Below are 18071 nucleotides of genomic sequence, written 5' to 3' on the forward strand. Positions count from 1 at the left end.
AAAACTCTGCGCCCCCTGCGCCTCTGCGGTTAAAACCACTTTTTGCCAACCGCCCGCAAACCCGCTATACTCAAACCGTCAAGGGCGCACTGCGCCCTTTTTCATAGCGCGGAAAATCAAACACGAGCGAAACGCGAAGAACTTAGTCCGCTCTCCTCCGCGCCCTGACAAATCAATCACTTAACCTTGAAAAACCGGACTAACCGGACTTGGTCCGAACGCCCATCCCCGGCGCCTTCGCACGGAAATCCTTCCGTTTATCCTTGTTCAGGAACGGCCACAGCAGCTGGTGCGTGAATTTCGCGGGCATGAATTCGTTGATCCCGATATTCGCCGGCGGGCGGCGGTCCTTCGGGTTGATGTAGGTGCCGAAAATCATATCCCACAGCACGATATTCTCCCCGTAATTTGTATTGCCCTCAGCCAGATCGCGGCTGTGATGCCAGCGGTGCAGCCCCGGCGTATTGAACACAGAGGAAAGCCAGCCAAAGCGCATCTCTACGTTGCAATGCGTGAGCATCCCGATAAAGGCCGTGACCGCGGACATCCATTGTAGAACCTCCATCGGCGCCCCCAGCAGCGCGAGCGGGATCATCCCCATCAGCACACGGTAGAGACTATCCATGAAATGAAACCGCCCGGTATTGACGAACCACAGCCGCGTGACGCTGTGATGCACGGCATGAAAACGCCACAGCACAGGGATTTCATGCGCCGTGCGGTGCGACCAGTAGCACATGAATTCGGCAATCACCACGGCAAAAGCCACCTGAAAACCCATCGGCCAGTTGCGCGGCCACAGATCCGGCCCGAAAATCCCGTACCCCTGCTCCGTAACGGGCCGGAACACCTCCGACAGCCCGATCACCCCGGCAAACACGAACAACGTATGCACCGTCCCCTTGGTGGTCAGCGTATGCGCGATATCCGCCAGCGTCTGGCCGTCCGGCTCCAGCCATTCCCGCTCGTGCGGCATGAACCGCTCCAGGAAAAACAGGCTGAAAATGAGAAGTATGTAAGAAAAAATAAACCCGAGGATCGGAATCCCGAACGAAAACGCAATCCCGGTCAGGGTCATGCAGAGCATGAAAAGCCCCGGCCACGCGATCCACGACAGCCAGTACTTGAGGGCGGATTCCTCTTCCTTTTGCAGGGCTTGTGTCGTCTGCTCCATCTCAAACCTTCGCGGCGCTCTTGGCGGGAACAGCTGCGCCGACGCTGTAATAATCCTTATACCATTCCATGAATGTTTTCATCCCCTCTTGCAGGGATGTCTTGGGCCGGAAGCCCACAGCCGCCTCCAGCGAGTCCGTATCGGCATACGTCGCGTAAACGTCGCCCGGCTGCATGGGAAGAAAATTCTTTTTCGCTGTTATTCCAAGCTCTTTCTCGATGATCTGAATTAAATCCATGAGGTTTTCGGGCGAATGTGCCCCGATATTGTAGATACGGTACGGATCGGCGCTCTGTGAAGGATCGGGATTCATTAAGTCATATGAAGGATTTGCCTTGGGGATATATTCCAGAACCCGCTCCATCGATTCGACGATATCATCGATAAAAGTAAAGTCGCGCCTCATATCCCCGTTATTATAAACGTCTATGGCCTTGCCCTCGACGATAGCCTTGGTGAATTTAAAATAAGCCATATCCGGCCGCCCCCACGGGCCGTAGACCGTAAAAAAACGCAGCCCCGTGCAAGGAATCCCGTACAGATGCGCGTAGCTGTGCGCCATCAGTTCCCCACCCTTCTTCGTCGCCGCATAAAGGCTGACCGGATGATCGACATTATCCGTCTCCGAAAACGGCAGCTTCCGGTTCGCCCCGTAAACCGAGGAGGAGGACGCAAACACCAGATGCCGCACCCCGTGATGCCGGCAGCCCTCAAGCACATTCAAGAACCCCGTCAAATTGCTGTCCACATAAGCCTTAGGGTTCTCCAGAGAATACCGCACCCCCGCCTGCGCCGCGAGATTGACGACGATCTCCGGCTTGAAATCGGCAAACAGCGCCGCCATGCCTTTCTCATCCGCAAGATCAAGTTTTTTGAAAATAAAGTTTTTACAAGATTCTAAAGCCTTTAGCCGCCCATGCTTAAGCGATACATCATAATAATCGTTGAGATTATCGATCCCCAGAACCTCAAATCCGCCGCTCACGCACAAGCGCCTGACGAAATGATATCCGATGAACCCCGCCGCTCCGGTGACTAGAATCCGTGTCATGGAGTCCCCTCCGTCTCCGGGGGAACACTCTTCTTATTCTGCTCCAGAATCTCCTTCGGTGGCGGCGGCAATGGCGACCCGTCCAGCTTCTGCTTGGTCGGATCAACCCCGAGAATATCCGCGAACAGGATTTTCAACTGCTGCATGATCGAAAATTTTTCCATAAGAAAATCAGGCGAGTCGCACGCATACTTCTTCTCATCCAGCCGCATTTTAGCCGCCTTGAAGGATTGATCCTTTAAAGCCCCGAGTTCCTCGCGCCTTTTCGCCTCCTTCTCGGGAACAAGGCGAGTGATCGCCCCCTGCCCCAAGGCGCTCTCCTTCTTGCAGAACGCGTTATACGCATCGATCTGCGCCGACAGCTTGACGGTTTCATGAACAGTCTCGGCCTTGGGCGGGGCAACCACCTTGGCAGGCGCATCCGCCGAACGCGCCTTAAAAGACAATCCGGAAAGCAAAAAAACGGCCATAAGAAAAAAAGTAACGCGTAACGACATCGAAAGCCTTAGTTTTCTTGAGCTTATACAATGATTTTTAGCATGAAACCCGCAAGCCGCGATAGCGGAAATCATCCCGATTCCCCCGCCCGCCGCAGCCGATCGTTGATCGCCACCCCGATCCCCGTATCGGGAATGGGCATGACGGCAATGGCTTTATGCGCGGGTTGATCCAACTGCCGCATCATGGAAAAGAGGTTCGCCGCCGCCTGATGCAGATCGGCCTCCTCGCTCAAATTCCGCAAACTGTCGTCCGGCATATCCTTGGCCGCCCCGCCCCCCTTGATCCCCATAAAGTTGATCGAGCCGAACGCCAGCAGCGCCTCGCCGGGGAAAAGGTCAATGGCGTTCATGCGGACGGGGATGGACGGTGCGTAATGCTTCAGAAGCTGCCCCGGCGAACGCGGCGCGTCGGGGTCGCCCTTGTCATATATAACCGTGCGCCCCAGCACCTCGGAAATCTCCTCCGCCGTAATCGCTCCGGGCCGAACCACCGCAGGCTCCCCGGACGAAAGATCAAGCACCGTAGACTCAACACCCACCGCACAAGCCCCCGCCGCAAGGATCAGGCCGATTTCATCTTTAAAGGCCTCCGCCACGTGCGCGGGCGTCGTGGCGCTCAACGCGCCGGATTTATTGGCGCTCGGCGCGGCCAGCGGCAGGGCGCAGGCCTTAAGGACCGCAAGCGCCACCTCATGTTTGGGTATCCGCACCGCCAGCGTAGGCAGGCCGGCCCCCGCCAGATCGCTGACCGGGCAATCCTTCGTACGTTTCAGGATCAATGTTAACGGCCCCGGCCAGAACGCCTCCGCCAAAGCCAAAGCCTCCGGAGTCATCGTGACCAGCGCAGAAGCTTGTTCAACGCTATGACAATGAATAATGAGGGGATTGAAGGCGGGCCGCCCCTTCGCCGCAAAAATTTTGGCGACCGCCTGCCCGTCCAGCGCGTTGGCCGCCAGCCCGTAGACGGTTTCCGTGGGCAGGCCGACCAGCCCGCCCGCCCGCAGGATTTCCGCAGCGTCTCGAATGGCTTCAGGGCTGGGGCTGACGATCCGGCTCATGCCCCGAACAAAGCCATTAACGGCAGGAAAAGGCAAGGTTTATTCGCGAGCTTCCGTTTCGCAGAACTTGTCTTCTCTGAGCCTTAAACGAGAAAACATTTGATTGGAATCAAATACGAGATTAGGCACAACCTTCTGATAAGCAATCAAAATTTTGGAGGCTTTCTGTTGAACTTTATCCCGATAGCACCATGGATCATACGCGCTATTCGATTGAATGTTTGCGATTAAAACAGCGATCTCAGGAATAGACAGCTCATATACAGACACACCAAAAAATTGCTGCGAAGCCAACTCTAAACCCTTCCATTTATGATCATACCTCTGCTCATGAAGAAGAGTAGTAAGTATCTCATGCTGGCTCCAGTTCGAACCAACCCAAAGAGCAACAAAAATCCAATTTTGATGCCATTCTCCAAGACGAGACACTTGACGATATTTTTCATAGGGAAGACGATAAAATAACTTTCTAGCGGCTGAATAGCAAAGCTGCAACCAGCCGGGTATAACAATATCATCTTCAACAATACTAACTTTCAATAAATCCAGCGCGGCTTGCGGGTATTCGGCTTGGGAGGGCGCGGTATTCTCGGGAAGAATCGAATAAAGACGATAAGACACATATCCGGCACCAGCTACAACCACCAGTAAGATCAAACCCAAAATCACTAAAAGAAACGTCCGCACTTCATCCCCCCGGCCTGTACAAAACCCCGCCCGTCAGCGCCTTCGGCACCCCCGTCGTTCCCGGCTCGGTCAGCGGCAGCCCCAGCAGCGACCGCACCGCCAGATACGCAAACCCCTGCGCCTCGATCGCATCGCCGTTCCAGCCCAGCGCCTCCACGGGCGCGACAGGAACCTGAAACAACGCCTGCAGCCGCTTCATCATCTGCGCGTTCAGCCGCCCGCCCCCCGTGACATGAATGGAGCGCGGCGGCACGGGGCAAAGCGCCAGCCCCTTCTCGATGCTCCGCACGGTAAACTCCAGCAGCGTCGCCGCCCCATCCGCATCATTGAGATCACCGACATCCGCATGGCGCCATGCATCGCGGTCCAGAGATTTCGGGGGCTTGAGGGAAAAATACGGATGGCCGAGCCAGTCCTTGACCCGCGCCGCATCCGCGGCACCATGAGAGGCCAACGCCCCGCCCTCATCGTACGGCTTTCCCGTCCGTTTCAGCACGAAATCGTCCAGCAGCGCATTGCCGGGACCGCAATCGAACGCAAGGATAGCCCCCGCGCCGATCCATGTGATGTTGGACACACCGCCGATATTCAAAACAGCCAAAGGTTTTTTCAATTCATGCGTCAGCGCCCGGTGGTAAAGGGGAAGCAGCGGCGCCCCCTGCCCGCCCGCCTGCACATCCGCAACCCGCATCTGTCCCACAACGGGAATGCCGCACGCATCGGCCAGCGCCTGCGAATCCCCGATCTGCCATGTAAATTTATGGGCCGGATCGTGAAAGACCGTCTGCCCGTGAAACCCGATGACGTCGATCCGCCCCGGCTGAAGGGTATTTTTTTCCATAAATTGCCTTAGACAGACGATATGCCTCTCGGTAACAATCCGTTCGGCGGCCGCGGTCTCCGCCCCCTTCTCGCGCCGCCCCAGCGCAAGGCGGACCGTCTCCCGCTCCGTATCCGAATAAGGAAAAGCCTCAAAAGCCAGAGGCCGCACATAAGCCTCCCCGTCCGTCTCGATCCACGCGATATCTACACCATCGAATGAAGTACCGGACATAAGCCCAATTGCACTCTGGATTTTTTTCTGTATCATATCTCGGGCTTACCATTTTCAGGCGTGCGCCACGGCGCACGGTATTTATTATATTATGAGCACATATAAATCGGATTTTCTAAACATTTTAACCGAACGCGGCTTTATCCACCAGTGCAGCGACTTCGAAGGGCTGGATACAAAACTCACGGAAGGATCGCAAACCGCCTATATCGGCTTCGACGCCACCGCCGACAGCCTTCATGCCGGTTCGCTCGTCCAGATCATGATGCTCTACTGGTTCCAGAAAACCGGCCATAAGCCGATCACCCTCATGGGCGGCGGCACCACCAAGATCGGCGACCCTTCCGGCAAGGACGAGAGCCGCAAGATGATGAACGACGCCACGATTGCGGCAAACATAAAGGGTATTACCTGGATTCTCTCCGTCTTCCTGAAGTTCGGCTATGGCCGCAACGACGCCAAGCTTTTGAACAACTCCGACTGGCTGGAAAACCTGAATTATATCGACTTCCTGCGCGAATACGGCCCGCATTTCACCATCAACCGGATGCTGTCCTTCGATTCAGTCAAAACCCGTCTGGAGCGCGAACAGCCCCTGACCTTCCTTGAATTCAACTACATGATCCTGCAGGCCTATGACTTTCTGGAACTCCATCGGCGTTACGGCGTCATTCTGCAGATGGGCGGCTCGGATCAATGGGGCAACATCATTAACGGCGTCGAACTGGCCCGCCGCAAGGACGGCGCCAACATTTTCGCCCTGACGACCCCTTTGCTGACCACCGCATCCGGCGGCAAGATGGGCAAGACCGCCGAAGGCACCGTCTGGCTGGACGAGAAAAAACTCCCCGCTTACGATTATTACCAGTTCTGGCGCAACACGGCCGATGCCGACGTGATCCGCTTCCTGAAACTCTTCACCACCCTGCCGATGGACGAAATCCGCCGTCTGGAGCAACTTCAGGGGGCGGAGATCAACGACGCCAAGAAAATCCTCGCCTTCGAGGCCACCCGGATGTGCCGCGGCGAACACGCCGCCGTGCAGGCACAGAACACCGCCGTCGAAGTCTTTGAAAAAGGATCGGTCGGCCAGGATCTCCCCTCAGTGGTCATTGAGATCGACCGCCTCAAACGCGGCGCCAGCGTCGTGGACCTGCTGGTCGAAAGCGGCCTCAGCACCTCCAAAGGTGAAGCACGGCGCCTCATTCAGGGCGGCGGCGCCCGCGTCAATGATGTTCCCGTCGGCGCGGTTGAGCAAACCGTCGGAATATCGGACCTCTCCAAAGAAGGCGTCATTAAAATTTCCTCGGGGAAAAAACACCACGCCCTCATAAAAATCCCCGCCTGAAAATATTTAGGCGCTAAAATACCTCATGAATTTCAAGATTCTCTTCCGCTTATCTCTAAGCGGCCTTCTTTTTTTGCTGATCCTCTCGCAAATGGACCACCAGATTCTCATGAAATGGTGGCAGTCCGACCATGCGCCCGAATTACCGCTCTTTATCCTCTCAACCCTTCTGGTTATAGGACAGATATATTTCCTGAATTTGCGCTGGCACGCCTATCTGAACTGCGGGATCGTGAAAATCCCGTTCAAGACCAGCGTCCTGACGAATATCGCCGGATACTTCGCCAACATCCTCTTTATCAATACGATCGGCGGTATGATCGCCAAATCGGGACTGGCCGTGCGTCACGGCATAGATTTGACCCATGCGGTGATCGCCACCTGCCTGGACAGATTCATGACCCTTTTTGCCCTGATGATGCTGAGCGCAGTCGGTCTGCCCTTCCTGATCCACGCCGTGGATCGGAAAATACTGGGTGTTCTGTGTCTGATCCTTTTGGGCTTTGCGGCAACGGTCTTTGTTCTGCTCTGGTTTTACCGCTCCGGCCTCTGGGACAGGAATGAACGGGAGGGCCGCCACGCACAGATGCTCAAAACGCTCACAAAGTTTTTTACAAACCGCCAAATGATTCTCTCCACATCCATCCACAGCCTGATCGCCCAAGCGCTGTTCATCGCCAGTGTCTATGCGCTTTCTCTCGGGATACATGGGCCGGAGGGTAAGACTCTGGAGTTTCTGGCCCTCCTGCCCATTCTGGCTTTGATCTCCAGCCTGCCCGTCGGGTTCGGCGGCTGGGGCATCCGCGAGAGCGCCTTCGTTTATGGTCTCGGCCTGATCGGCTACAGCATGGAGCAATCCTTCCTGCTCTCCATTCAGGTCGGCCTTGTCGGCCTGATCGCGCCCCTTATCTACGGCCTCCCCTATCTCCTCCGCAACGATCTCAGGGATTTTCTGGGTACGAATAAGCCCGCCGGGAAATATTCCTGACCTCGCAAGGACGGAGATGCCCCGTTTTCTCAAAATAATCAGCAACGTCGAACACCCCGCGCCCTTATGGATCGCCACGTGTCTGGCCATGGCCCTGCAAATTCAGGTCACGCTCTTCCAGAGCAATTCATACGCGGGATTAAGGATCAATCTCGCCGATCTTCTCCTGCCTTTTCTTGTCCCCTTCATCCTCTTGAGTCTCTTCCGCAAACAATCCAGCGGACCGAGATTTGAAAGCCGGCTTCTCATAACCCTGCTCCTCTCAGCGGCAGCGATGACACTCTCCATGGCGCAATCTTATTCCTCAGGGGGAGACAATCTGACCTGGGCCTTCGTGAATAAGTACATCGGTTTTCTGATCCTGCTGGCGTATCTGGCGATAGGAGCATGGCTGGCGGCAGACAGTCCGCCCGAACGCCTGCTTAGGCTTTTTTCCCTCACCTTCTGCGGATTTTTTACACTTACTCTGATCCTGAGTCTTCTGGCGCTCTTGGGGCAAAGCCTGACGGGATTGAACTTAAGGCTCGGCAACTTTGCTTGGGAAGGCTTTATGGCCAACCGCAACGCCTTCGCCCTGCTGGCCATGGCCTGCTTGCTCCTGATCGAAAGCTTAAGAAAAGAAGACGCCCCGCAAACCCATAAGGTTTTATTGTTCCTGTTCTGGCTTTTGGTCCCGTCCTTTGCGGTCTACAACGCCTCCCGCACGGGTTGGATCGTGGGGGCCGTCCTCATAGTCGGCGTTCTCATAAAAAAACCAAAAGTTTTTTTAAAAAAGATACTACCCACGCTCCTGCTAGGCGCTCTCATCGCTTACGGGGCAACCCTGCTATACGCCAGCCGGGATATTGAAAAAAATATCCAGTTCAGGCGTTTGCTGGCCGTAACCGCGCTGGGAGAAAAGGTCAAGTACGATGGCGACCATAAACGGATGGTGGCTCTTGAAGACGGGCTGGAGCTTTATAGCAAGAGCAATCTGCTGATCGGCGCGGGACTGGGGCAGTATAAGGATTTCCAGATCGAAAAACGCGGTAAGTTTATCGATATCATCGACTGCACCCCCCTCTGGCTGCTGGTCGAAACCGGACTTCTCGGCCTGCTGTCCTTCACGGTGTTTTTTATGTTCTGCCTAAACGAAACCTGGAAAAAGGGCTTTTCTAAACAGCAAAAAGCGTCGGACGCAGCAGACTTCCAACGCGCCGTTTTTTTCTTTCTGCTGGTCTTCGCCGCCTTCTCGCTGTTTCACGAGGTGATGTACACGCGCTTTCTCTGGTTCATTCTAGGGCTGGCGTTAGGGGCAAAAAAAATGCAAGCAAGACAGAATGATATTGCCAAAATCGGCGACTCGCCCCTTTGTAATTAAAAATGCCCAACGCCCTTCTTTATGCCCTCACCGTCCTGATCTGGGGATCGACGTGGTTCGCCGTCTCCTTCCAGATCGGCACCGTCCACCCGCTGCTCTCGGTCTGCTACCGTTTTACGGCAGCGGCTCTGACCCTCTTTATCTTTCTGGTCATAACCGGAAGACTCAGGAACGCCCGCTTCACCGTAAGACAACACGCCTTCATCGCGCTGCAGGGGCTGTTCCTCTTTTGCCTGAATTTCTGGCTGTTTTATCAGGGCACGGCCTACCTCACCACGGGACTGGTCTCGGTGGTCTTCTCCTCCATGAGCCTTCTGAACACGCTCAATCAGGCCTTGTTCTTCGGCATCCCCTTCAACAGGAAAGTGATCGTGGGCAGCATAATCGGACTGACGGGGATCATCCTCGTCTTCTGGCCGGAGATTGACTCCCTGAGCCTGAAGGAGGGCAAGATCATCGGCATCGCCCTCTGCCTCGCCGGATCGTACAGCGCCTCGCTAGGCAACATGGTCTCCCTGCGGAATACCCGCAGCGGTATCCCCGTCATCGAGGGCAACGCCATGGGCATGGTCTACGGCGCGGCCTATTCCTTTATTCTGGCCTTGCTCGCGGGCGCACCTCTGACCTTTGCGTTCACCCCCTCCTATATCATATCTCTGCTATACCTGTCGGTCTTCGGCTCGGCAGTCGCCTTTGGCTGCTATCTCACGCTGGTCCACAGGATCGGCGCAGACAAGGCCGCTTACGCCACCATCCTTTTCCCCATCGTCGCCCTCACCATCTCGACCTTTTTCGAAGGCTACGTCTGGACTCCCGGCGCTCTCGCCGGAATTGCTCTCATATTGTTTGGAAACGTCATCACGCTGGCCAACCGCGAGAACCTTCTGCAATGGCGCCCGCGCCGCGCCCGCGAAATCATTCGAACAGGATCCGCCTCAGAATCCCCGGAGTCAGAACCGACAGCGGATTCGCCGAAATGACCGGATCCGCCATCTTGCCCTTGATGCTGTAGGTCGCGGCAAACAGGCTGCCCGACCCGCCCGTAATGATATCCCCCACCAGCGGGATTTTCCCGATAATCTCGTTAATCCCCGAAAGCGGGATCAGCGTCCCGGACACATCGACGGTCAGTTCCGCATTGTCGAACTTCCCATCGAACGTCAGCCCCAGCGTATTTCCGGACGTGCGCCCCTCCCGCAATTCCAGAAGACTGCCCTTTGTTCGGTAATACCAGTTGAACTCGGTCTCCAGGCGCGTGAACGCGAGCCCGTCATCCTTCAAAACTTCCATCAGACCGGGAAGCGAAAGGATGCTTAAAAGCTTGGTCATCGCCGGCGCCTTGTCCACCACGAAATCCCTGATCTCGGCCGTTCCCTTGAAATTGCGGTCGCGGACACTTTTCACCGGCTCCCCCGACACCGTCATGGTGCCGCCGCGCATCCCGTTATAGAGATTGAAGGCCTTGAGGAACGCCCCGGCATCGGTGATCTCCATGAAAAATTTGCGCCTGCCCGCCTTGTCGGGCTTGAAACGGAGGTAGATATCGCCCTTCCCGGTCTTGGCGTCCATTTCCAACTGGTTGAAACGCCCCTCGGCATCGATATCCATGTAAAGCTTGGTATCGCTGATGGTCTGCTTGTCCGCCGTCCGCATTTTCGCCGCCGAAGCGGAAATGATGGTCGGCGGATCGGTGTAGACCGCCTTCACCTCCTCGGCATCCAGAAAAGGCCGCGCATCCAGGAAAGCCGCATCGAAGATCACCTTATAGAGTCCCTTGGAATCGACCGTAAAATCAAGCTTCGCGTCCGTCTCATCCAGCGTGAACCGCTTGAGCGCCCCGCCGCTCAACGCCGTATTCTTGCCCTTGCCGCTGAAATCCAGCCGCGTATTCTCCAGCGTAAAGCGCGGCGCCTTCCCGCTCAGGCCTTTGATTTCCTGTAGATCGTCGTCCTTGAAGACCGCCTTAAATTCGGTTGAGCCTTTTTCCCCCGCTTCTTTCTCGTAATCGAACGGCTCAATAAAAAACCTTGCTTGCGTCAGATCGGCGGTGACATCGGCAACCCCGCTGCCGTCATTCTGCGTAACATAGGATAGATCGACGGGAACGGTTCCTTCGAGGAAAAAATCCAGTACAATGCCCAACTCCTTCCGCAAATTCGGATCGACGCTAAGCTTCGCGGTCGCCTTCGATTTATGAGGCTTCCCCTCGCTGGAGAGATATTCTTCCCACGTGAAGTCAATATCCCGGTTATAAAGCTCCGCTTTTCCGCCAGCGGAGACTTTCTTGTCCTCAAGCGTGAAATCCAGCGCGGGACCGGACAAGTCCAACTGCCTTACCACATCGGGCAGGACGTAATCCTTGAGCGTGCCTTTCGCCGTAATCACCATTTCATCCATCAACACGGGCTTGCTGGTATCGAAGCCCAGAAACAGATCAATCGCGGCATCGCCCTTCACATTCTTGAGATCGATTTTTTTCTTTTTCTGCAGGTCGATCGGCTCGTTGGACATATAGGAGATCACCTCCTGCAACGGCCCCTCAATATGCGTGGAAATTTCGGCCGACCCCTTCCCTACCGCCACGACTTCGCCCAGAAGAAGCGTCCCTTCGCTGACATCAAGAGCGCCGATTTTTCCTTCTTCGATTGTCGCCGTGAGCGTATCGGCCTTCAGATCAAAACGGCCCGTTCCCTTGGATTGCGTGATAGGAAAAAGCGGAGCGCGGTAATCGACCGAAAGATTTTCATAGGAATATTCAGCTTCGACCTGATCCACCCCGATATCCCATCCGCCCGCCGACGCTTCCTCCGGCGGCTCGGGCGGCGCCCCCAGAAACGGCCCGAAAAGCTCATCCGAAAGCTTGAGTGCACGGATCTGCGCCTTTGCCCGGAGATCGCGGAATGTCCCCTCCGACATCCGCTGCACGATCCATTTTTCGCTGTTATCTCCGCGCAGGAATTCCGGCCACAGCGGATCGATGGAGGAATGTTTGAGTTCGTCGATGGAAAGACGCACTTCGCCGGTCACAGACCGGAAGTTTTTGTTCACAAGGTCGGCCTCCGCCTTGAAGGTCACATCCCGCAGCGTCACCTGCGTTTTGCGGACTTCGAATTTTCCGGTAGACTGCACATAAACGGCGCTCAGACTCAGATTTTTATAGGGAACGGAAGTCTTCGTGACCTCGGGATGATAAAGGCTCCCCTCCTTGGAAAAAATTTTGAAGATAAAATGCTTGGGCTGAAAATCGGTACCGAACGAAGTATGCACCAGCGCATTCATCACGGCGTCCTGATCCCTCAGGATATCCAGAGACGGCAACTTTCCCGCCAATATCATGGAATCAAGATTGCGGATATCGGCCAGCAGATTGAACTTGGCTTGCCTTCGGTCGTAATTCAGGAGAAGACCGAAGCTTGAAGGCTGGCCGCGGACGGGGGGCAGATCGATGGTCATATCGGCCTTGAGGCCATAATCGGCACGGGACAGGGAAACGTCGAAATCCGGCAGAAACCACGACAGCCCGATAATGTGATCCTCGATCATCAGCCGCGCCTCTTGAACCTTGAGGCTCCGTAGCCGCGAAAGCGGATGCCCCGTCGGCGTCTTCTGATCCGGCTGCGAAAGCGCATCGAGAATATGCTTAATCACATCATTCTGATCGGTGCTGTCATCGGCGGAAACATCGCCCAGCCCGATATCGATGCGCCCGTCCGCCGTCCGCGTGAGCCTGAGCTGCGGCTGCTTGATCAAAACCGTCTTGGGCATCACCCGCCCGTAAACAAGCCCCGTTTTGGAAACCGTCAGCGAGACCTCGTTGACTGAAAGGATAACCTTGTTGTCCTTGTTAAGGATTTTTCCGCCCTTCATCACCAGATTGACCGCATCCTTGAAATCCGGCCAGTAAAGGAAAACCTGATCCATCGCCAGATGATTACCCGTGTCGGGATCGTAAAGCGCCTGCTCGATATAGGCCTTGGCGAATCCGATCTCCAGCGGGCTGCTGGAAATCCGCATCATGAGCAGCGCAGCCGCTACCACCGCAAAAAATAAAAACAGCAGCGTGAAGATAAACGCAAATCGGCCGATGCGGGAAACGGCTTTGACGCTTTTGCGGACCACGGGAAGGCTCCGGTCAGAGGGAACTGAATCAAAAAACAACTATTACAGGACAGGCTCCGCTTTGACCATGCTCAAGTCAATGCCAAAACGGATTCCGTTCTTGATCGCTGCACTGCAAAAATTGTATAAAGAAAGGGCCATATGAATACAGGAGAATGCCATGACAGAATTAATGCCGGGCACCTTTGCACCTGACTTTACTCTCCCGACAGACAACGGCGGAGAAATCACCCTTTCAAGTCTGCGCGGCCGCAAGGTCGTGCTCTTCTTCTACCCGAAGGACGATACGCCGGGATGCACCGCCGAAGCCTGTGAATTCCGTGACCGTATGGCAGAATTCGAAGCCGCGGGCGTGAAAGTCATCGGCCTCTCGAAATGCAGCCCCAGAAAACATGACCGCTTCAAAAGCAAGTACAAGCTCAATTTCCCTCTGGCCTCTGACGAAACCGGCCATGTCTGCGAAAAATACGGCGTCATACAGGAGAAAGCCATGTTCGGCCGCAAATACATGGGCATCGAACGCTCGACCTTTTTGATTGATGAACAGGGCCGCATTGAGCAAATCTGGCGCAACGTGTCGGTCCCCGGACACGTCGAGGCCGTAAGGTCCGCCCTGACCGCCAACCGCATCGCCGCCTGAACGAAAAACGGGCCGCAAGGCCCGTCATCGCATTTATTTTAGATTTTCGGAAAATCAGGCCGCTTCCGAGACCTTGACCTGCACAGGCATCCCGCCATTCGCCTTGTTCATATGATCATGAACATGGTCGATCAGCAGATCGGTGCAGTCATGGAAGAAATGATTGGCGCCGGGAATGACGCGGTAATCGATTTTAACGCCCTTTTGCTGCCGGAGTCTGCCCACAAGGTCGGCCACGGATGTTTCAGGAACCACATCATCACGGGAACCCTGCAAAACCAGCCCCGAAGTCGGGCACGGCGCAAGGAAAGTGAAATCTTCCGTGCTGGCGGGAGGAGCTACCGAAATAAAACCCTTGATCTCGGGCCGACGCATCAGGAGCTGCATGGAAATCCACGCGCCGAACGAAAACCCCGCGACCCACACATAAGGCGCATTCGGGTTGATTTCCTGCATCCAGTCCAGAGCCGACGCCGCATCGGAAAGCTCGCCTTCCCCGCGGTCGAACACGCCCTGCGAACGCCCGACGCCCCGAAAGTTAAACCGCAGCGTCGAAAACCCGCGGGCAACGCAGGCCTGAAAGATCGAATAAGTGATCTTGTTGTTCATGGTCCCGCCATGCTCGGGACTCGGGTGCAACACCAGAGCCAGCGGCGCATTCTTGATCTTGGAGTGTGAATAACGGCCTTCAAGGCGACCGGCTGGACCGTTCAGAATGACTTCAGGCATCAATAAACCTCTTTTATTTGCGGACCCGTTTCAGAACGCCTAGGTATTAAAAGCGCCGGACCCCGCGAAGTGGCTACGTTTCCAAAATACCGATGGAAACCAGTTGATATTTCAACGGCATTGTATATTAAAGTGCAGGAATAAAGTCCACAAATTTATGACAAGTCATTGAAAAATAATGTGGATAAGGCGATTGTGAATTGATGAAAAAGCCCCGAATCTACCTCGATTACAACGCCAGTGCCCCCTTGCGCCCCTGTGCCAATACCGCAATGCAGCAGGTTTTAGGGCATACCGAGGGGGCTTTGAACGCCTCCGCCGTACACTTTTTCGGACGCGAGGGTCGCAGGATCATCGAAGAAGCGCGGCAGGCGGTCGCCGCGCTGGTCGGCGCACCGCCCGCGCAGGTCATATTCAATTCCGGGGCCACCGAAGGCAACAATACAGTTATCCAGCACTTTTCCCGCGCTTATCCACAACAGCGCATCCTGGTTTCGGCCATCGAACACCCCAGCGTTTTGCAGGCCGCGCCGAATCTTGAACGTATCCCGGTCAGGTCCGACGGCACAATCGACCCGCAAGCGCTTGAAAGGATGATGACATCCGGCGGTGAAGTCGCGCTCGTCTCGGTGATGGCCGTCAACAACGAAACCGGAGCGATACAGGACGTTTCGCAGCTTTCGGCCATTGCAAGAAAACACGGCGCCTTCGTTCATTCCGATGCGGTGCAGGCCGCCGGAAGAATCCCCCTCAACCTGAGCGAAATGGGAATCGATTTCCTCACCCTCTCCGCGCACAAGATCGGCGGCCCGCAGGGTATAGGCGCGCTCATCCTCGGCCTCTGCGGCGAAACGCCGAAACTTCTCTTCGGAGGCGGACAGGAAAAAAGCGCCCGGGCCGGAACCGAAAATGTCTGCGGGATCGCGGGCTTCGGCGCCGCGGCGAAGGAATCGCTTGAGCGGATGAACCACACTCAGGCGCTCGCCACATGGCGCGACAATCTGGAAAAGGAAATCCTTAAAATCGCGCCGGACGCCATTATCCATTCCAAAACCGTCAAGCGAGTCGCCAACACCTCTTTCTTCAGCCTCCCCGGCCTCTCCTCCGAAACGCTGCTCATGGCGCTCGACCTCGAAGGCGTGGCGGTCAGCAACGGCTCCGCCTGCTCCAGCGGCCGCGTCGAACCCAGCCATGTGCTCAAAGCGATGGGCATGGATGATAAAACCGCCGCCTCCGCCTTGCGTGTTTCGCTCGGCTGGGCTACGAAAGAGTCCGAGACCGCACAATTCATCGAAGCATTAAAAGCGGTTCTCGCCCGCATCAAAAAGAAAGACGCGTAAATCATGCCCAAAATCACGGTCATCCAGAAAGACGGCTCCCCCAGAGACATCGACGCGCAGGAGGGCTGGTCCCTTATGGAGATCACCCGCGACGCCGATGTGCCGGAGATCGAGGGTGTCTGCGGCGGCTCCATGGCCTGCGCGACCTGTCACATGATCGTCCACCCCGACTGGTACGCGAAGGTCGAAGCGCTGGATAACGAAAAAACCGCCGAGGAGAACGATATGCTCGACCTCGCGCATGATGTCTGCGACACCTCCCGCCTCGGCTGCCAGATCAGGATGAGCAAGGAATTGGACGGCCTCATCGTCGCCGTCCCCGGCGCGAAACGCGACTGGTAAGGGAGCCATATATGATTAAGCACATCGTCTTCTTCACCGCCAAAAATCCGAAGGATATCGACACGATCTTCACCGCGCTCAAGACTCTGGAAACCATCGAGGGCAACTGGACGATCAAGGTCAGCAGGAATTTGAAAATCGACAAGATCGCCAACGAGATCGACGTGGTGGTCTATGGCGAATTCCCCGACGAAGCGGCGCTGGACCGCTACAAGGACGATCCCGTCTACCATATGTCCACCAAGACCGTCCGGCCGTTGAGGGATAAGAGGTATGCGGTGGATGTGAAGGATTGATTACCTTAAGAATATCCTCTTGCACTCCATGGGAATAGAGTGATTAGGCGCAACCTCAAATTCCAAAGGGTCTCGATCTTCTTGCCTGCAAGAACCGTAATCTGGAATGTCTTTTTCGGGAAACTTAACTTTAAAAGTTTCTCTATAGATCCAATCCTGCTCTTTTTTAAAAATTGACGTATAAACCAAGCCGCACAAATCGCCTAGTGCTTCAGATTTAACCCATTGCTGCAAGTTTGTGGTTTTATCAGTAACCAGATCAAAAGTAACTTCATCATAATCTCTTCTTAAATAACAGGTTTTAGCATCCGCTTCTGTCAACCACTGATAGTTCTCATAGCTCCTTTTTCGGCAAAACTGGTCAAACGCCTCAATATAAGCAAAAGAAATATAACCATATTCCATCATAAGCTGATTGTGTTGCTCCTTATCACTATCAGATAATTTCGAATAAAATTCTTTGATCGCTTCATTGCCCTTTCCGACAAGCGAGGCCTGCGCCATAAAAAACTCACAACGATGATCTGTCTTAGAGTCCAACTCGAAAAGTAACTTCTGAAAACCTGCTTCTCCTGATTTAAGCGGGTATAATGCGTTAGGATTAGCCTTCTTAATTTCCAGACGATCCTCGCTTATGCCACAGACGAGAGAGGTGCTCGTTTTTTTCTTACAGTCGTAATCAATGATCCTTAATATTTTTTCGTCAGAGTTGTAATAGGACAAAGTGCCAACGGTCGGCGCCTCCTGCGCGAAACAAACTGCAGGGGAGAAGACCAAAAGCAACAAAAGCAATCGGGTAAATTTCATCAAGATCACAGAGTTTGGGCGTAGAGTGTAAATTCTACACCACGGGAAGGAAGAGAAAAACTCTTTTGAAAACCTACGTCAGCACCGGCACATAGGCCGAGACAAAATCGTTCAGCCGTTCACCGAAGCGCGTCACACGCAGGGCGCGGATTTCCTCCGGGTCGATCCCCGCCCCCAGCAAAGCGGGCGAATGAAGGTCAAGCCCGCCAGCTTTAAGAATCCTGTCGATCTGCCGCGCCGCCTCAAGATCGTGCGCCCGCGTATCCACGCGGTGCGCCTCGGCCAGCAATTCGCGGATACGCCGCAGGCTACCCTCCCGATCCGCGGCGTCAGGTAAAGCTTCCCCCACGGACGGATCGGTAAAACGCTCGGCCAGACCCGAGGAACCCGTGCCATGAAGATGATAGTGTGGAAAATGCGTCATTCCCGGCCCCCACAGCCAAAAAATCCAGATAAAAATCCCCAAGGGATAATTCTATTATATGTTAAATAAGAATTCTGTCAAATGATATTATTGAATGAAATAAGTATCTTAAGCCAATTTTAAGTCTTTTGTTGCACGGAGCAAAAACCCGCCC

Annotated in this window: 18 protein-coding genes; 8 read left to right on the forward strand and 10 right to left on the reverse strand. The window is 54.9% G+C overall.

The window, feature by feature from the left end:
- Positions 1-199: 199 nt before the first annotated feature.
- From IPN28_12440 to IPN28_12465, 6 genes are all read right to left on the reverse strand, one after another.
- Positions 200-1174, reverse strand: coding sequence for a sterol desaturase family protein (locus IPN28_12440; protein QQS57045.1), 975 nt, complete (start codon positions 1172-1174; stop codon positions 200-202).
- Between the two features lies 1 nt (position 1175).
- Positions 1176-2225 (reverse strand): NAD-dependent epimerase, encoded by a 1050-nt coding sequence (locus IPN28_12445; protein ID QQS57046.1) that lies wholly within the window; start codon positions 2223-2225, stop codon positions 1176-1178.
- Complete coding sequence (locus tag IPN28_12450) at positions 2222-2695, reverse strand: hypothetical protein (GenBank protein ID QQS57047.1); 474 nt, start codon at positions 2693-2695, stop codon at positions 2222-2224. Before IPN28_12450 ends, IPN28_12445 begins: the two co-directional genes overlap by 4 nt.
- Positions 2696-2793: 98 nt before the next feature.
- Entirely contained in the window at positions 2794-3783 is a 990-nt protein-coding gene (locus IPN28_12455) for a threonylcarbamoyl-AMP synthase (GenBank protein ID QQS57048.1), read from the reverse strand.
- Positions 3784-3822: 39 nt separating this feature from the next.
- A complete protein-coding gene (locus IPN28_12460) occupies positions 3823-4470 on the reverse strand; it encodes a transglycosylase domain-containing protein (GenBank protein QQS57049.1) in 648 nt (215 codons plus the stop codon).
- A 1-nt stretch (position 4471) separates the two neighbouring features.
- The gene (locus IPN28_12465; protein ID QQS57050.1) at positions 4472-5560 is read right to left on the reverse strand and encodes an anhydro-N-acetylmuramic acid kinase; all 1089 of its coding nucleotides are present in this window, start codon (positions 5558-5560) and stop codon (positions 4472-4474) included.
- Positions 5561-5615: 55 nt separating this feature from the next.
- Between IPN28_12465 and IPN28_12470 the strand changes: the two genes are divergently transcribed.
- The 4 genes from IPN28_12470 to IPN28_12485 are packed head-to-tail and all read left to right on the forward strand — an operon-like array spanning position 5616 to position 10200.
- Entirely contained in the window at positions 5616-6872 is a 1257-nt protein-coding gene (locus IPN28_12470; protein ID QQS57051.1) for a tyrosine--tRNA ligase, read from the forward strand.
- 25 nt (positions 6873-6897) lie between these two features.
- A complete protein-coding gene (locus IPN28_12475; GenBank protein ID QQS57052.1) occupies positions 6898-7860 on the forward strand; it encodes a flippase-like domain-containing protein in 963 nt (320 codons plus the stop codon).
- Positions 7861-7876: 16 nt separating this feature from the next.
- The gene (locus IPN28_12480) at positions 7877-9220 is read left to right on the forward strand and encodes an O-antigen ligase family protein (protein QQS57053.1); all 1344 of its coding nucleotides are present in this window, start codon (positions 7877-7879) and stop codon (positions 9218-9220) included.
- Positions 9221-9222: 2 nt separating this feature from the next.
- The gene (locus tag IPN28_12485; GenBank protein QQS57054.1) at positions 9223-10200 is read left to right on the forward strand and encodes an EamA family transporter; all 978 of its coding nucleotides are present in this window, start codon (positions 9223-9225) and stop codon (positions 10198-10200) included.
- Here IPN28_12485 and IPN28_12490 read toward each other — a convergent pair.
- The gene (locus IPN28_12490) at positions 10136-13339 is read right to left on the reverse strand and encodes an AsmA-like C-terminal domain-containing protein (GenBank protein ID QQS57055.1); all 3204 of its coding nucleotides are present in this window, start codon (positions 13337-13339) and stop codon (positions 10136-10138) included. The two genes, IPN28_12485 and IPN28_12490, sit on opposite strands and share 65 nt — an antisense overlap.
- Before the next feature lie 160 nt (positions 13340-13499).
- Between IPN28_12490 and bcp the strand changes: the two genes are divergently transcribed.
- On the forward strand, positions 13500-13979 hold the full coding sequence (gene bcp, locus IPN28_12495; GenBank protein ID QQS57056.1) for a thioredoxin-dependent thiol peroxidase: 480 nt from the start codon (positions 13500-13502) through the stop codon (positions 13977-13979).
- A gap of 54 nt (positions 13980-14033) precedes the next feature.
- Here the strand turns inward: bcp and IPN28_12500 are convergent, their stop codons facing one another.
- The gene (locus IPN28_12500) at positions 14034-14708 is read right to left on the reverse strand and encodes an alpha/beta hydrolase (GenBank protein QQS57057.1); all 675 of its coding nucleotides are present in this window, start codon (positions 14706-14708) and stop codon (positions 14034-14036) included.
- Between the two features lie 203 nt (positions 14709-14911).
- Here IPN28_12500 and IPN28_12505 point away from each other — a divergent pair, with 203 nt between their 5' ends.
- From IPN28_12505 to IPN28_12515, 3 genes are read left to right on the forward strand one after another with little or no spacing between them, the layout of a single operon-like run.
- Positions 14912-16048: a cysteine desulfurase gene (locus tag IPN28_12505; GenBank protein ID QQS57058.1), complete on the forward strand. Its 1137-nt coding sequence runs from the start codon at positions 14912-14914 to the stop codon at positions 16046-16048.
- 3 nt (positions 16049-16051) lie between these two features.
- Positions 16052-16390: a 2Fe-2S iron-sulfur cluster binding domain-containing protein gene (locus tag IPN28_12510; GenBank protein QQS57059.1), complete on the forward strand. Its 339-nt coding sequence runs from the start codon at positions 16052-16054 to the stop codon at positions 16388-16390.
- A gap of 11 nt (positions 16391-16401) precedes the next feature.
- A complete protein-coding gene (locus IPN28_12515; protein ID QQS57060.1) occupies positions 16402-16686 on the forward strand; it encodes a Dabb family protein in 285 nt (94 codons plus the stop codon).
- Here the strand turns inward: IPN28_12515 and IPN28_12520 are convergent, their stop codons facing one another.
- Both IPN28_12520 and IPN28_12525 read right to left on the reverse strand, forming a co-directional pair.
- Positions 16687-17496: a hypothetical protein gene (locus tag IPN28_12520; protein ID QQS57061.1), complete on the reverse strand. Its 810-nt coding sequence runs from the start codon at positions 17494-17496 to the stop codon at positions 16687-16689.
- A 70-nt stretch (positions 17497-17566) separates the two neighbouring features.
- Positions 17567-17917 carry a hypothetical protein gene (locus IPN28_12525; protein QQS57062.1) on the reverse strand — a complete coding sequence of 117 codons (351 nt, stop codon included), beginning with the start codon at positions 17915-17917 and terminating at the stop codon, positions 17567-17569.
- Positions 17918-18071 lie beyond the last annotated feature (154 nt).

The sequence above is a fragment of the Alphaproteobacteria bacterium genome (genome assembly GCA_016699735.1).
Taxonomy (GTDB): domain Bacteria; phylum Pseudomonadota; class Alphaproteobacteria; order Micavibrionales; family Micavibrionaceae; genus JAGNKE01.

Excerpts from the sequence above, each read along its gene's own strand:
- IPN28_12440 (QQS57045.1), bottom strand. The coding sequence starts at position 1,174 with ATGGAGCAGACGACACAAGCCCTGCAAAAGGAAGAGGAATCCGCCCTC.
- IPN28_12445 (QQS57046.1), bottom strand. The coding sequence starts at position 2,225 with ATGACACGGATTCTAGTCACCGGAGCGGCGGGGTTCATCGGATATCAT.
- IPN28_12450 (QQS57047.1), bottom strand. The coding sequence starts at position 2,695 with ATGGCCGTTTTTTTGCTTTCCGGATTGTCTTTTAAGGCGCGTTCGGCG.
- IPN28_12455 (QQS57048.1), bottom strand. The coding sequence starts at position 3,783 with ATGAGCCGGATCGTCAGCCCCAGCCCTGAAGCCATTCGAGACGCTGCG.
- IPN28_12465 (QQS57050.1), bottom strand. The coding sequence starts at position 5,560 with ATGATACAGAAAAAAATCCAGAGTGCAATTGGGCTTATGTCCGGTACT.
- IPN28_12470 (QQS57051.1), top strand. The coding sequence starts at position 5,616 with ATGAGCACATATAAATCGGATTTTCTAAACATTTTAACCGAACGCGGC.
- IPN28_12475 (QQS57052.1), top strand. The coding sequence starts at position 6,898 with ATGAATTTCAAGATTCTCTTCCGCTTATCTCTAAGCGGCCTTCTTTTT.
- IPN28_12480 (QQS57053.1), top strand. The coding sequence starts at position 7,877 with ATGCCCCGTTTTCTCAAAATAATCAGCAACGTCGAACACCCCGCGCCC.
- IPN28_12485 (QQS57054.1), top strand. The coding sequence starts at position 9,223 with ATGCCCAACGCCCTTCTTTATGCCCTCACCGTCCTGATCTGGGGATCG.
- bcp (QQS57056.1), top strand. The coding sequence starts at position 13,500 with ATGACAGAATTAATGCCGGGCACCTTTGCACCTGACTTTACTCTCCCG.
- IPN28_12500 (QQS57057.1), bottom strand. The coding sequence starts at position 14,708 with ATGCCTGAAGTCATTCTGAACGGTCCAGCCGGTCGCCTTGAAGGCCGT.
- IPN28_12505 (QQS57058.1), top strand. The coding sequence starts at position 14,912 with ATGAAAAAGCCCCGAATCTACCTCGATTACAACGCCAGTGCCCCCTTG.
- IPN28_12510 (QQS57059.1), top strand. The coding sequence starts at position 16,052 with ATGCCCAAAATCACGGTCATCCAGAAAGACGGCTCCCCCAGAGACATC.
- IPN28_12515 (QQS57060.1), top strand. The coding sequence starts at position 16,402 with ATGATTAAGCACATCGTCTTCTTCACCGCCAAAAATCCGAAGGATATC.
- IPN28_12525 (QQS57062.1), bottom strand. The coding sequence starts at position 17,917 with ATGACGCATTTTCCACACTATCATCTTCATGGCACGGGTTCCTCGGGT.